Origin of the sequence: Flavobacterium sp. 38-13 (assembly GCF_001899155.1) — a bacterium.
GTDB lineage: Bacteria > Bacteroidota > Bacteroidia > Flavobacteriales > Flavobacteriaceae > Flavobacterium > Flavobacterium lindanitolerans.
In genome coordinates this window covers 61,527-75,853 of the sequence record NZ_MKVG01000004.1, presented here as the reverse complement: position 1 = coordinate 75,853, position 14,327 = coordinate 61,527, and the positions used below count along the sequence as shown (strand labels likewise).

The window sequence follows — 14,327 nt, the reverse complement described above, 5'->3', positions numbered from 1 at the left end:
TAAATGATTTTGTATCTTTAAAATCCGAAATTCATCATTTAATTTAAAGCAAACCCTCAATGTTTGGAATTTGTAATCTAGCCATAATACCTTTAAGATTTGAACCTAGCGACCGTAGCGAAATTGTATCACAAGTACTTTTTGGTGAGCATTTTAAAATTTTAGAGCAAAATAAGCAATGGTCAAAAATCCAATTGCATTTTGATGGGTATGAAGGCTGGGTAGACGAAAAACAATTCCAGACTATTTCAGAAACAGATTACAATCAGCTGTGTAATGAGGCGATAATCCTCAATGCGGATTTGATTGAATATGTAAATTCTCCAAATAATTTACTGATGCCTATTCCTTTAGGTGCATCACTTTCTTTTCTTAGTAATCCGGCAATTAATAAAAGTAATCTGGATTTTGAAGGAATGAAAATCAGTGGCATAAAACCAAAATCCAATTTGATAAATACCGCATTTATGTATTTGAATGCTCCGTATTTGTGGGGCGGAAAGACTCCTTTTGGTGTTGACTGTTCCGGTTTAACCCAAATGGTATATAAACTTAACGGCTATAAATTGATGAGAGATGCCTCACAACAGGCAACCCAAGGTGAAGCGCTAAGTTTTATTGAAGAAAGTGAACCGGGAGATTTGGCCTTTTTTGACAATGAAGAAGGTAAAATAATACATGTCGGACTTATTATGGATGACAATTATATTATACATGCCAGTGGAAAAGTCAGAATTGACAGATTAGATCACCTGGGCATATATAATGCTGAAACTAACAGGCATACACACAAACTAAGAGTTATCAAAAAAATAATATAAAAAAAACCGAAGATAAAAATCTTCGGTTTTTTTGCCTTTTAAATGAGCCTATCGTTAATCATTAAACGACGCTTTTAAAGCTTTAGCTTCAGAAGTCATTTCAAGATAATTGTATACGTTCAATAATGTTCTGTATACGTCCTCATTTTTAGGATCTAGTTTATTCGCTTTTTCAAGATATGGCAGAGTACTTTTAAAAATAGCTTCTCTTTTTACTTTTAATTCATCATATCTTTTATTATCTTTTGCAGAAGTACCTAGTTTGTTCATTTCATCAACGATTGCAGTATCTCCGTTTAATTTCAAAACAGAAAGGTTTAGGTAAGCGTTAATATAATTAGGATCAATCTCTATAGCCTTTTTATAATATTTTTCAGCTTCAACATTTTCATTTGCCTGAGCTGCAAGTACTCCTAAATTGTAAAACAGGTTTGGATCATTTGGACTTTTAGCGATAACTTGTGAAATGACCTGCTTATAGCCTTCTACATTATTGCTCTTCATATACAAATCTGCTTGGGTCATTGCCAAAGTAAGATCATCAGGATTAGCAGCTCTTGCTTCAGCTACAGCTTTAGTTGCTGCAGCAACATCCCCTTTACTGTTGTAAATCAAAGCTACATTTTTATAAATTTCACCTCTTTTTGATTTGATCTGCTCTGTTCTTGGTTTCTCGTGAGTCCCCATTTTCACTGCTTTTTCTCTGTCAGCCAATGAAGCAAACGTCACCTCTTCCCCACTAAGTTTACTTGTTGCCATATATTCTGATCTTTCACCAGAATAATTTTGCTTTATAAGTTCATTATAGTAGGTCAACGCTTTATCATGATCTTTGTCATTGACAGCATAATTTGCAGCATAATAAAGTTTTTCCAGGTCGGTTTTGTCCAGAAGATAAAGACTGTATAATACAGTAGTTGCATCTTTATAGTTTTTTTGCTTACCCAGATTTACTGCATAATTTAACAGCATAGGTTTCATGTCAGCAATATCTTCATTGATGCTTTTAGTGAGAACTTGTTTACCTGATGTTTTTTCCAATTCAACAACCTTACTTGTATTGTCAGCTAATTGAAAAATGTTATTTGCATTAAATATTTTAATCAAGGCAGCTTGTGGATTTGCTCTGTTCTCAGGACGGCTAGCAGCTTCTTGTGCTTCAATAAATGGCACTAGCGATTTGTAAAAGCCTAAATAAATTTTATCAGATTCAGATGCATTTGCCAGCAATGGTTCAGACTTTTCAATGGCAGCTTTATACTCCGTGAGGTCTTTTGCCTTAATTTCATCTTTGTCATAAATTTTCTTTAACGTCTTTAGCTCATCTTTCTGGGCAAATGTCAAACCCGAAACCAGAAAAGCTGACGCCAATAATAAATATTTACTTTTCATAATTTTTAATTTTGGTTATATAGTAGTTGTATTATTCTTCGGTATTTTCTGCTTCCGATGCATCATCATTGGTTGATGCTTCTAAAGCAGTATTTTCACCATCCCCTTCAGTTTCATCAATAACCTGCTCTTCACGGATTACTTTTGTTACTGCAGCAATAGAGTCATTACCTTTGATATTGATAAGCCTTACTCCCTGAGTCGCTCTACCCATAACGCGAAGGTCAGATACTTCCATACGGATTGTTAATCCCGATTTGTTGATAATCATTAAGTCATCTGCATCGGTAACGTTATTGATAGAAATCAGTTCTCCTGTTTTGTCAGTGATGTTTAGTGTTTTTACACCTTTACCACCTCTGTTTGTGATTCGGTAATCTTCAAGTGAAGAACGTTTTCCATAACCGTTTTCAGAAACTACCAGGATTTCACTTTCCATATCGTTTACAGATACCATGCCAATTACTTCATCTTTCTCATGCCCTAAGGTAATACCTCGAACACCGGAAGCGCTTCTTCCCATCGGACGTGTTTTGTTTTCTTCAAAACGTACCAATTTACCGGATTTCACAGCAATAAGAATCTGGCTTTCACCGTTTGTCAGTTTTGCTTCCAGTAGTTCATCGTCTTCCTTAATAGTAATTGCGGCAATACCGTTAACTCTAGGACGGGAATATTGCTCCAGTAATGTCTTTTTAACCTGACCTTGCTTGGTGGCCATAATTACATAGTGAGAATTAATGTAGTCCTGATTTTTCAAATCCTGAGTACAGATAAATGCTTTGACTTTATCGTCATTCTCAATATTGATAAGATTTTGGATGGCTCTTCCTTTTGACGTTTTTGTTCCTTCAGGAATTTCATATACTCTCATCCAGAAACATTTTCCTTTTTGAGTAAAGAACATCATATACTGGTGGTTGGTAGCTACGAACAGGTGCTCCAGGAAGTCCTGATCTCTAGTTGCCACTCCTTTTTGTCCTACTCCACCCCTGTTTTGGGTTTTGTATTCTGAAAGATTCGTTCTCTTGATATATCCGGCATGAGAAATTGTAATTACAACATTTTCGTCTGCAATCAAATCTTCAATACTCACATCACCGCCTGAATATTCGATAGTTGAACGACGTTCGTCGCCATATTTATCCTTAATTTCAGTCAGTTCTTCCTTGATTAGAGCCATTCTCATTTCTTTGCTTGCCAATAATTCTTTCAAGTGGGCAATCAATTTCATGATTTCTTCATATTCAGCACGCAATTTATCCTGCTCCAGACCTGTCAATTGTCTCAAACGCATTTCTACGATTGCTTTTGCCTGGATTTCAGAAAGGTTGAATCTTGCAATCAATTTTTCTCTTGCTTCATCAGTATTGCTTGAGGAACGGATTAATTGGATTACTTCGTCAATATTATCAGAAGCAATAATTAATCCTTCTAAAATATGGGCTCTTTCTTCTGCTTTACGCAATTCATATTGTGCCCTGCGGGTTACCACTTCATGACGGTGCTCCACGAAATGGTGGATCAGGTCTTTTAGGTTCAACAACTGAGGTCTGCCATTAACCAACGCAATATTATTTACGCTGAAAGACGATTGTAGTTGCGTATACTTATATAAGGTATTCAAAACGACATTAGGAACGGCGTCACGTCTTAATATGTATACGATACGCATTCCGTTTCTGTCCGATTCGTCACGAATGTTTGAGATACCGTCAATTTTTTTCTCATTTACCAGGTCGGCTGTTTTCTTAATCATGTCAGCTTTATTAACCTGGTATGGAATTTCAGTAACCACAATGCATTCTCTTCCGTCAACTTCTTCAAAATTGACTTTGGCACGCATTACAATTCTTCCTCTTCCCGTTTTGAATGCTTCACGAACGCCTTCATATCCATAAATAGTTCCCCCGGTTGGAAAATCAGGAGCTTTAATATGGTGCATCAGTTCGTCAATTTCTATATCGTTATTGTCGATGTATGCTAACGTACCGTCAACAACTTCACTTAAATTGTGAGGTGCCATATTGGTAGCCATACCAACAGCAATACCCGAAGCACCGTTTATTAATAAGGTAGGAACTTTTGTAGGCATTACCTTAGGTTCTTCCAGGGTGTCGTCAAAGTTCAATTGGAAATCGACTGTCTCTTTGTCAATATCTGCCATTATTTCCTCTGCGATTTTACGCATTCTGGCTTCAGTATAACGCATGGCAGCCGGGCTATCACCGTCTACAGAACCAAAGTTACCCTGACCGTCTACTAATAAATAACGTAAGCTCCATTCCTGGGCCATACGAACCATCGCGTCATATACAGATGTATCACCGTGTGGGTGGTATTTACCTAAAACTTCACCGACAATTCTTGCAGATTTTTTGTGTGCTCTATTTGAAAAAACTCCTAATTCGTACATACCATAAAGTACTCTTCTATGTACGGGTTTCAAACCATCTCTAACATCAGGAAGCGCTCTGGAAACTATTACAGACATCGAATAATCGATGTAAGAGGATTTCATTTCGTCTTCTATGTTAATAGGAATTAACTTTTCTCCTTCAGCCATAAGTATTTATATTAAAAAATTAAATTCGTTTCAAAACGTGCCAATATACGCAATTCGTAACATTTTCAGTGCATTTTTTATTACTAATTTCAGGGATTTATCAACATAAAAAAGCCACTTCATAGTTGATAAATAATTTTTGACATATTTTTATTTTCGGGTATTTTTTTGTCACTTAGCTGTCAGTACTTATGTCAGGGTATGATTTTTGCATTTACCCAACTAATTCATTAAATTTACAAGACCAATATTTTATATTATGGATGATAATTTTTCACCTAGAGTAAAAGATGTAATCACTTACAGTAAAGAAGAGGCACTCCGTTTGGGCCATGACTTTATTGGAACGGAACATCTAATGTTGGGCATATTAAGAGATGGAAACGGTAAAGCAATAAATATACTTAACAATCTGTCTATAGATTTAGAGCATTTGCGCAGAAAAGTCGAAATATTAAGCCCAGCAAATCCTAATGTCGAAGCAAGCAATGAAAAGAAAAACCTTCATTTGACGCGTCAGGCCGAAAGAGCATTGAAAACGACGTATCTTGAAGCTAAAGTTTTTCAGAGCCCTTCCATTAGTACCGCACACTTATTATTGTGTATTTTGAGAAACGAAAATGATCCCACAACCAAGCTGTTGAATAAGATGAAGATTGATTATGATTCAGCTAAAGAACAATATTTGAATATGACACCAAACAGCGAAGAAGAATTTTTGAATGACTTGCCAAAAAATGAATCTTACAATGATGATTCAGGACAAGATGACAGTTTAAAAGAAGGTGCTTTTAATACGCCGGCCAGTAAGTCCAATAAGAAATCAAAAACTCCGGTTTTAGACAACTTTGGACGTGATTTGACAGAAATGGCGGAAGAAGGCAAATTGGACCCTGTTGTTGGACGCGAAAAAGAAATTGAGCGTGTTTCACAGATTTTAAGCCGAAGAAAAAAGAACAATCCTCTTTTGATTGGAGAACCAGGTGTAGGTAAATCGGCTATTGCTGAAGGACTTGCCTTAAGAATTATCCAAAAGAAAGTTTCACGTATTTTATTCAACAAACGTGTAGTGACTCTTGATCTGGCCAGTTTAGTTGCCGGAACCAAGTACCGCGGGCAGTTTGAAGAACGTATGAAAGCCGTGATGAACGAACTGGAAAAGAACGACGATATTATTCTGTTTATAGATGAAATCCATACTATCGTTGGTGCTGGCGGAGCTACGGGCTCGCTTGACGCATCGAATATGTTCAAACCAGCTTTAGCCAGAGGTGAAATCCAATGCATTGGAGCAACAACGCTTGACGAATACCGCCAATATATTGAAAAAGACGGTGCTTTGGAGAGACGTTTCCAGAAAGTGATTGTAGAACCTACTTCTGTAGCGGAAACAATTACGATTCTGAACAATATAAAAAACAAATACGAAGATCATCACAATGTGACTTATACGCCTGAAGCTATTGAGGCTTGCGTAAAGTTAACAGACCGATACATGTCTGAGCGCTTCCTTCCAGACAAAGCCATTGATGCTTTGGATGAAGCAGGTTCACGTGTTCACATCACCAACATTGATGTTCCAAAACAGATTTTGGATTTAGAACGTCAATTGGAAGAAGTCAGAGAGCTTAAAAATACAGTTGTCAAAAAACAAAAGTATGAAGAGGCTGCAAAGCTTCGCGATGACGAAAAACGTATTGAAAAAGATTTGGCAATAGCTCAGGAACAATGGGAAGAAGATTCTAAAAATAACCGTATTCAGGTAACAGAAGATAATGTTGCCGATGTGGTTTCTATGATGTCAGGAATTCCTGTAAACCGTATTGCACAAACCGAAAGTAATAAATTAGCTAAACTTCCTGAACTAATTGAAAATAAAGTAATTGGACAGAAAGAAGCTGTTTTAAAAATTGCCCGTTCTATCCAAAGAAACCGTGCCGGATTAAAAGATCCGAATCGTCCGATTGGTTCCTTTATTTTCTTAGGACAGACCGGTGTTGGAAAAACCCAATTGGCTAAAGTTATCGCCAAAGAATTATTCGATTCTGAAGATGCATTGGTCCGTATTGATATGAGCGAATACATGGAAAAATTTGCGATTTCAAGATTGGTTGGAGCGCCTCCGGGATATGTAGGATATGAAGAAGGTGGACAATTAACTGAAAAAGTTCGTAGAAAACCATACTGTGTTGTACTTTTAGACGAGATTGAAAAAGCCCATCCTGACGTTTTCAACATGATGCTTCAGGTTCTGGACGACGGATTCCTGACAGATAGTTTAGGACGCAAGATTGATTTTAAAAACACAATCATTATCATGACGTCTAACGTTGGAGCCCGTCAATTGAAAGATTTCGGACAAGGCGTTGGTTTTGGAACAGCAGCTAAAGTATCACAAGCCGATGAAAATGCTAAGAGCGTTATTGAAAATGCGCTGAAAAAAGCTTTTGCGCCAGAGTTTTTGAACAGAATCGATGATGTGATCGTATTCAATGCTCTTGAAAAAGAACATATCGACCAGATTATTGAAATCGAATTGAAAAAACTATACGCCAGAATTGCCGAATTGGGCTATAATCTGGAATTGTCTGAAAAGGCAAAAGCTTTTATCGCAGACAAAGGTTTCGATAAGCAATTTGGAGCCAGACCGTTAAAAAGAGCTATCCAGAAATATGTAGAGGATGCCCTTGCAGAAGAAATCATTACTTCTAAAATTAACTCTGGTGACCTCATATTTATGGATTTGGATGAAACTTCTCAGGAACTGACAGTCCAGATTAAAAAAGCAGAAGAACCTGCCAATTAAGTAGGTTTAAAATACTAATTTCAGGCCACTGATTTAGAGATAGATGATATTCATACAAGAATTTTCAAAGTCCTAAATCAGTGGCTTGATTATTTAATGACCAATAAAGATATTTACTCAAACTCTTTAGCCGCAGATTTAGAGATTAAATGGATTATTCTCGATCAACTCTTATTTTCAATAATTACAAAAAATTAATTTTTGATTCTAAAATAAGTAGTACTTTAGTCTATTGTTACAATCAATACTTGCTATGTCTACAAACAAAGTTATCCTTGGAAGTGAAGAATGGTGTTCATTTCCTGAATTAGGAATCCCCCTTATTAAGGCTCGTGTCGACTCAGGTGCCAAAACATCTGCGCTTCATGCAGTTAACATCGCTCCTTTTGTGAGAGACGGTGAAAGCTGGGTGAAATTCGATATCAATCCCATACAAAACAATCTCAAGACGATTATTCATTGCGAAGCACTTTTAGTTGATAAAAGAATTGTAAAAAGTTCAAGCGGATTTCGCGAACAGCGTTATGTTATACGCACTACACTGGATTTTGGCGAACACAAATGGCCAATAGAAATGACCCTGACCAATAGGGATTCTATGGGTTTCAGGATGCTTTTAGGACGTGAAGCAATGAGCGGGCGAGTTTTGGTTGACCCGGAACAAAAATATCTTTTAGGGCAACCTACCAATGACAAACTAAAAGAACTATATCATAATTCCGAAAGAGCAAAAACCGGCTTGAAAATAGGCCTTCTGGCCAGTAATCCGGAATTGTATTCCAACAAAAGAATCATAGAAGCCGGCGAACAGCGAGGACATGAAATGCATTTCCTGAATATTAAGGAATGCTACATGAAATTGGATGCTACCAAACCCGAAATTCATTACCGTGGCGGTAAAATTTTAAGTGATTTTGATGCTGTCATTCCTAGAATTCGTCCAAGTATCACTTTTTATGGTTGTGCGCTTACCCGCCAGTTTGAAGCCATGAAGGTCTTCTGCCTTAATTCGGCTTCCGCTATTACACAATCGCGGGATAAATTGTATTCCTTACAATTGTTACTCAATCACGGTGTTGACATACCAACAACAGGATTTGCCAATTCTCCCTTAGATACGGATGACCTGATTAAAATGGTTGGAGGTTCACCCCTAATCGTAAAATTATTAGAAGGAACTCAGGGAAAAGGTGTCGTTTTGGCAGAAACAAAAAAAGCAGCAGAAAGTGTTATCAATGCTTTTAAAAGCTTAAATGCCAATATTCTGGTTCAGGAATTTATCAAAGAAGCCAACGGAAAAGACATTCGATGTTTTGTGATTGACGGAAAAGTAGTGGCCGCTATCCAGCGTGAAGCCTTACCAGGAGAATTCAGGGCAAATATCCATTTGGGAGGTACGGCTTCTGTCATCAAAGTAACTTCAGAAGAAAAAAGAATTGCCATTAAAGCGGCTAAGGCGATGAACCTGAAAGTAGCCGGAGTAGATATTATTCGTTCGTCAAAAGGACCGCTTCTTTTGGAAGTAAACTCCTCTCCCGGCCTTGAAGGTATTGAAGGCGCAACAAACAAAGATATTGCCGGAGAAATGATTAAGGCTATTGAGAAAAACTTTAAGTGGAAATAATGAATCCGTATCTCGATATTATCCTGCGAAGCGTAGCCGTATATTTTTTTATGGTTATAGCATTGCGCGTTTTCGGGAAAAAGGAACTATCGCAGCTTAATACTGCCGATGTCATATTGATTCTCCTTATCAGTAATTCTGTCCAGAATGCTATGGTTGGAAGTGATACTTCGCTATGGGGTGGACTTGTAGCTGCAGGTGCTTTGTTTCTGGTTAACTTTATTCTGAAAAAACTAATGTTCCGTTATAAGAAATTAAATAATTTCTTGCAGCAAAAACCCGAAGTGCTTGTCCACAACGGAAAAATTGAATTTAAAACACTGGCGCGGCTTGGCATTACTTCCGATGAATTGACAGAAGCCATGCACGAACACGGCGTTGAATATTATAAAGATGTAAAATATGCCTTTTTAGAAATAGATGGTAATATCAGCATTATTTCGGGCAATGAAAATCTGAAACAGACACACTACAAAAGAAGAAGAAATCACAAAACCTTAAATGGAATAGATTAAAAAAGCAGGCTTATGGCCTGCTTTTTTATATTAATTCTGTACACTCTCATCAATCTGGAAGCTTTTTAAGAAAGCAACCGTTTTCTCGATATCATAATGCAAAATTCTATCTTCGCTCACTAAAGGCACTTCTTCTCTATATGCTTTTACGAACATTTCAATAAAATCACTCGATTTTAATGGTGCTCTAAAATGGATTGCCTGTGAGGCATTCATTAATTCTATAGCGAGTATACGCTCTAAGTTGTCCATAATACGCAATGCTTTTGTAGCGCCGTTTGCTCCCATACTCACATGGTCTTCCTGACCGTTAGAAGAAACAATACTGTCAATGCTGGCAGGAGTTGCCAATTGTTTGTTCTGGCTTACAATACTCGCGGCTGTATATTGCGGAATCATAAATCCTGAATTCAATCCCGGATTGTCTACTAAAAAAGCCGGCAGTCCTCTCAATCCTGAAATTAGCTGATAGGTTCTTCTTTCTGAAATATTTCCTAATTCTGCTAAAGCAATTGCCAGAAAATCCAAAGCCAATGCCAAAGGCTGGCCGTGGAAATTCCCACCTGAAATAATCTGGTCGCTTTCAATAAAAACGTTTGGATTGTCTGTAACCGAATTGATTTCAGTTTTAAATACTTTCTTCACATAATCAATCGCATCTTTCGAAGCTCCATGTACTTGCGGAATACAACGGAAAGAATATGGATCCTGTACATGCTGTTTCTTTTGCGAAATAATCTCACTTCCATCCAAAAACTCAGTGACTCTTTTTGCGGTAACAATCTGTCCTTTATGTGGACGAATTAAATGTATCAATTCATTAAAAGGCTCAATTCTTCCATCAAAAGCTTCTAAGGAAACCGTACCTATCAAATCTGCCAGGTAAGAATATTTAGCCGCACGTATTAAAATATGAGCGCCATAAGCATTCATAAACTGGGTTCCGTTCAACAAGGCCAATCCTTCTTTTGATTTTAATTGGATAGGTTGCCAGCCAAAATGGTTTAATACGTCAATTGAATCATGTTTTTTGTCATTAAAATAAACTTCCCCCTCTCCGATTAAAGGCAAAGATAAATGCGCCAAAGGCGCCAAATCACCCGATGCTCCTAAAGAGCCTAATTCATATACAACAGGGAAAATATCATTATTATAAAAGTCAATCAAACGCTCAACGGTTTCTAACTGAACACCGGAATAGCCATAACTTAACGACTGGATTTTTAACAGAAGCATCATCTTAACGATGTCTTTTGGCACTTCCCCTCCTGTTCCGCAGGCATGTGACTTTACAAGATTCTCCTGTAATTTGGTAAGATTTTCGTTTGATATTTTTATATTATACAAAGAACCGAAACCAGTATTGATTCCATAGATTGGCTCTTTGTGAGATTCCATCTTTTTATCAAGATAATCACGGCATTTCTGAATATTGACTTTTGCCTCTTCAGACAAAGCCAAGGTCTTATTATGGCTGATAATTTCTTCTAAATTTTCTAACGACAGTAATTCACCGCTTATATAATGTGTATTGTCCATTTTTTTTTGCTTATTTGTGCCTCAAAATTCCGCAAATACTATCAAAAAAGCAACTATTGTGAATCTGTTTTTGAAAAATTTGGGAAATGGGTCTTATTAATCTTCGTTCATGATTTTCTCCCGATATTTTTTCCCTATCAAAAGCAATAATTTAGTTTTATAATCTTCAACCAGCCATTCACGGTAATTTTTACTGCTTTTACTCAGGCAGTTTGTATAATACCGGATTCTGGATTCAATATCGTCATACAGCAGTTTGGAAAGATTTTTGGCTTCGTTTATAGTTTCCGCATTATCAACGCACATAGAAGCATGCTGATCCAGAGATTTTTCTAAAACTACCTTAGAACGCAGGTTTTGCGAAATGGCTATTCTGTGTTCTTCATCCACATCAAATTCAACAACGGCGGTATTGGCAAATTTAGCACGAACTTCCGGAGACATCTTATATTTAAAATGCATTTCGATTTCGGTGTCATTACGCAGGCTTTCAAGATAGAATTCAGGCGATTTGAAAATATGTTGCCAGTCAACAGGATCACTCCACAAACCAAAACGGGCAGCATTGTTCCCCAGGTCGATTACGGTAAAACTGTCTTTATTGGGTAATTTCCTCGAACCGCGTCCAATCATCTGAAAATATAAGGTAAGGGATTTGGTTGCCCTGTTTAGAATAATCGTTTCAACAGTTGGCTCATCGAATCCGGTTGTCAGGATTCCTACAGAAGTCAGAATAGCATCCGGAGTATGTTTGAACCATGATAAAATTTCTTTCCTTTCTTCATTTGAAGTTGTATTGTCCAAATGCCTGATAGGATATCCGGCTTCTTTAAAGGTTTCATATACATATAAAGAAGTGTAAATTCCATTATTAAAAATCAGGGTTTTCTTTCCTAATGATTTTTCTGTATAGGCATGAAGTAATTTTTCCTGCATGACCATATTCGTATAAAGATCATCAGAAGATTTAACGGTATAATCTCCGTTAATGCCAACCTTAAGGGAAGTCAGTCCTACATCATAACTATAAGTAACGGCTTTTGCCAAATACCCGTTTTCAATTAATCTGCTTATCGGATCTCCTATGATGAGCTCGTCATAATTTTCATTCATTGGCAGTTTTATATTGGAACTCAAAGGAGTAGCGGTAACGCCCAATATAAAAGAATTTTTAAATGATGACATCAGTTTCCGGAAAGAATTATAATGGGCTTCGTCAATAATTACAAGTCCAATATTTCCGATTTTTAATTTTTCGTCATTCAGCCGGTTTTTTAAAGTCTCCACCATCGCAACAAAACAAGAATATTCATCCTGATCGGGTAATTCCTTGATTTTGCTGTTAATGATTTTGTTTTTGACATTGAATCCTTTGAGCATTTTTGACGTTTGCTTACAAAGCTCAATGCGGTGTGTCAATACCAGAACTTTTTTGTCATTATAAGAAAGATAGCGTCTTACGATTTCAGAAAATACGACAGTCTTTCCTCCTCCGGTTGGAAGCTGGTAAAGCAAATGGTGATTATGCGGAGCGTTATTGATTCGTTCAAAAATCGCATCGATATCCCCTTGCTGGTAGGCATAAAGTTCTTTTTTTTCTTCGATTTCTAATTCTAGGTTTTTTTGGGACATTGCGATTTTGAATAATTTGCAAAAGTACAGACTAAAAAGACTTGTAGGGTTATTTTTGGGCTTTATTTTAAAAAAAATTATAGAAATATTAGGAAATCATATAATGTCATTCGTTTTTAAATAGCCTAATTTTGAAAATCTGGCATTTAATGCCTGATAATACGCCTGTATATGCTGAATTACGATGATTTTACAATAGAAATGGCAACACGTCTCCAAAATGAGATGAAGGAGAATATTTCCTTAAAGACGCGTAATAAAAATATCAGTACGATTGCCGGAGCAGATATTTCACATGAAGTAGGCAGTTCTAAATTATATGCCGGGATTGTTATTTTAAGCTATCCTGATTTGATTCCTCTTTCGTATTCTTTAGCTGTAGGGGAATCCAAATTTGAATATAAAGCCGAATATTTGGCCTTTCGGGAAGTTCCTACCCTGATAAAAGCCTGGGAGCAGATTCCTGTAAAACCTGATTTATTGATTCTTGACGGACAAGGAATCACACATCCCCGCAGAATGGGAATTGCATCGCATTTTGGACTGCTTACCGATCATCCAACAATTGGCTGTGCAAAAAATATGCTTCACGGAAAATACGATGTTTTGGAAGATGAAAAGTTCAGCTTCCGCCCTATTTATAAAAATCAGGACAAACTAGGCTTCGCTCTCCGCACAAAAACCCATGTCAAACCTGTTTTTATTTCACCCGGGCACCACATGTCAGTAGACGACAGTCTGGAAATCATGAATCGTACAGTTCAGAAATACAGAATTCCCGAACCTACAAGACAGGCACATGTTATGGTTAATCTTTTCCGTACGGGACAACGTCAGGCAGGATATCATGAATTTGATGTACAACTACCGCTATTCTAAAGAGCTAATCGATAGCATCAAAAAGCCTTTCCAGTTCTTCTTTGTTTTCCCAATTTTGTTTGAAAGCATTATCTTTTATGTGAAGTATTCTCTCCTTGAATTCAGAAACCATTCCGTTTTCAATGCTGTATTTGACAACCTGTTCAAACGAATTCAGCATGCTTTTATAAAATGAAGCATAGCGCATTTCTCTTCGGGCGGTATATTTCTGTGCTACTTCAAGATTATGGAGCATCAGGTCTGCAATTACATAAGAATCAACACCAAGGCTTAAAAAATGTTTAATATATTTCTGCGCTACAGAACGGCGTAACTTGGCACGTTTTCCTTTAAGAGGAAAATATTCATTAGTAACCTTTAATTTTGCCTCCTGAAGCAGTTTATCTTCTTTAGGATTGAATACAAAATCGTAATAGGTTTTAACGTCAGAGAATTTCTCATACAACTCTAACAGCTGTTCTTCCAATTGCTCTTTATCTAATTCTTTAAGATATTTTTTTAAATCTCTTTTGCTCATTTTAGAATTCTCTTTTTACAAATATACTACTATCCA

Annotated in this window: 10 protein-coding genes; 5 read left to right on the top strand and 5 right to left on the bottom strand. The window is 36.8% G+C overall.

Going from position 1 to position 14,327, the window contains the following annotated elements:
- The first annotated feature begins 59 nt into the window (after nt 1-59).
- On the top strand, nt 60-821 hold the full coding sequence (locus tag BGO88_RS01345; protein ID WP_286705668.1) for a C40 family peptidase: 762 nt from the start codon (nt 60-62) through the stop codon (nt 819-821).
- A 54-nt stretch (nt 822-875) separates the two neighbouring features.
- Here the strand turns inward: BGO88_RS01345 and BGO88_RS01340 are convergent, their stop codons facing one another.
- Both BGO88_RS01340 and gyrA read right to left on the bottom strand, forming a co-directional pair.
- Nucleotides 876-2,213 carry a tetratricopeptide repeat protein gene (locus BGO88_RS01340; RefSeq protein WP_286705667.1) on the bottom strand — a complete coding sequence of 446 codons (1,338 nt, stop codon included), beginning with the start codon at nt 2,211-2,213 and terminating at the stop codon, nt 876-878.
- 31 nt (nt 2,214-2,244) lie between these two features.
- A complete protein-coding gene (gyrA, locus tag BGO88_RS01335) occupies nt 2,245-4,779 on the bottom strand; it encodes a DNA gyrase subunit A (protein ID WP_056073690.1) in 2,535 nt (844 codons plus the stop codon).
- 259 nt (nt 4,780-5,038) lie between these two features.
- Between gyrA and BGO88_RS01330 the strand changes: the two genes are divergently transcribed.
- From BGO88_RS01330 to BGO88_RS01320, 3 genes are all read left to right on the top strand, one after another.
- Nucleotides 5,039-7,585, top strand: coding sequence for an ATP-dependent Clp protease ATP-binding subunit (locus tag BGO88_RS01330; protein ID WP_056073692.1), 2,547 nt, complete (start codon nt 5,039-5,041; stop codon nt 7,583-7,585).
- A 253-nt stretch (nt 7,586-7,838) separates the two neighbouring features.
- Nucleotides 7,839-9,209: a 30S ribosomal protein S6--L-glutamate ligase gene (gene rimK / locus BGO88_RS01325; protein ID WP_056073694.1), complete on the top strand. Its 1,371-nt coding sequence runs from the start codon at nt 7,839-7,841 to the stop codon at nt 9,207-9,209.
- Complete coding sequence (locus BGO88_RS01320; protein WP_056073696.1) at nt 9,209-9,724, top strand: DUF421 domain-containing protein; 516 nt, start codon at nt 9,209-9,211, stop codon at nt 9,722-9,724. The genes rimK and BGO88_RS01320 overlap by 1 nt, the downstream gene beginning before the upstream one ends.
- A 30-nt stretch (nt 9,725-9,754) precedes the next feature.
- Here BGO88_RS01320 and hutH read toward each other — a convergent pair whose 3' ends face one another.
- A complete protein-coding gene (gene hutH, locus BGO88_RS01315) occupies nt 9,755-11,263 on the bottom strand; it encodes a histidine ammonia-lyase (protein WP_286705666.1) in 1,509 nt (502 codons plus the stop codon).
- Nucleotides 11,264-11,359: 96 nt separating this feature from the next.
- Nucleotides 11,360-12,895: a DEAD/DEAH box helicase gene (locus tag BGO88_RS01310; RefSeq protein WP_286705665.1), complete on the bottom strand. Its 1,536-nt coding sequence runs from the start codon at nt 12,893-12,895 to the stop codon at nt 11,360-11,362.
- Nucleotides 12,896-13,066: 171 nt separating this feature from the next.
- On the opposite strand from BGO88_RS01310, the gene BGO88_RS01305 reads away from it, so the two are divergent.
- Nucleotides 13,067-13,774: an endonuclease V gene (locus BGO88_RS01305; protein WP_200937049.1), complete on the top strand. Its 708-nt coding sequence runs from the start codon at nt 13,067-13,069 to the stop codon at nt 13,772-13,774.
- A gap of 4 nt (nt 13,775-13,778) precedes the next feature.
- Here the strand turns inward: BGO88_RS01305 and BGO88_RS01300 are convergent, their stop codons facing one another.
- Nucleotides 13,779-14,291 carry a DUF6155 family protein gene (locus tag BGO88_RS01300; RefSeq protein WP_286705664.1) on the bottom strand — a complete coding sequence of 171 codons (513 nt, stop codon included), beginning with the start codon at nt 14,289-14,291 and terminating at the stop codon, nt 13,779-13,781.
- Nucleotides 14,292-14,327 lie beyond the last annotated feature (36 nt).

Bases quoted from the DNA above. Each gene is read 5' to 3' on its own strand.
- BGO88_RS01345 (WP_286705668.1), top strand. From the start codon at position 60: ATGTTTGGAATTTGTAATCTAGCCATAATACCTTTAAGATTTGAACCT.
- BGO88_RS01340 (WP_286705667.1), bottom strand. From the start codon at position 2,213: ATGAAAAGTAAATATTTATTATTGGCGTCAGCTTTTCTGGTTTCGGGT.
- gyrA (WP_056073690.1), bottom strand. From the start codon at position 4,779: ATGGCTGAAGGAGAAAAGTTAATTCCTATTAACATAGAAGACGAAATG.
- BGO88_RS01330 (WP_056073692.1), top strand. From the start codon at position 5,039: ATGGATGATAATTTTTCACCTAGAGTAAAAGATGTAATCACTTACAGT.
- rimK (WP_056073694.1), top strand. From the start codon at position 7,839: ATGTCTACAAACAAAGTTATCCTTGGAAGTGAAGAATGGTGTTCATTT.
- BGO88_RS01320 (WP_056073696.1), top strand. From the start codon at position 9,209: ATGAATCCGTATCTCGATATTATCCTGCGAAGCGTAGCCGTATATTTT.
- hutH (WP_286705666.1), bottom strand. From the start codon at position 11,263: ATGGACAATACACATTATATAAGCGGTGAATTACTGTCGTTAGAAAAT.
- BGO88_RS01310 (WP_286705665.1), bottom strand. From the start codon at position 12,895: ATGTCCCAAAAAAACCTAGAATTAGAAATCGAAGAAAAAAAAGAACTT.
- BGO88_RS01305 (WP_200937049.1), top strand. From the start codon at position 13,067: ATGCTGAATTACGATGATTTTACAATAGAAATGGCAACACGTCTCCAA.
- BGO88_RS01300 (WP_286705664.1), bottom strand. From the start codon at position 14,291: ATGAGCAAAAGAGATTTAAAAAAATATCTTAAAGAATTAGATAAAGAG.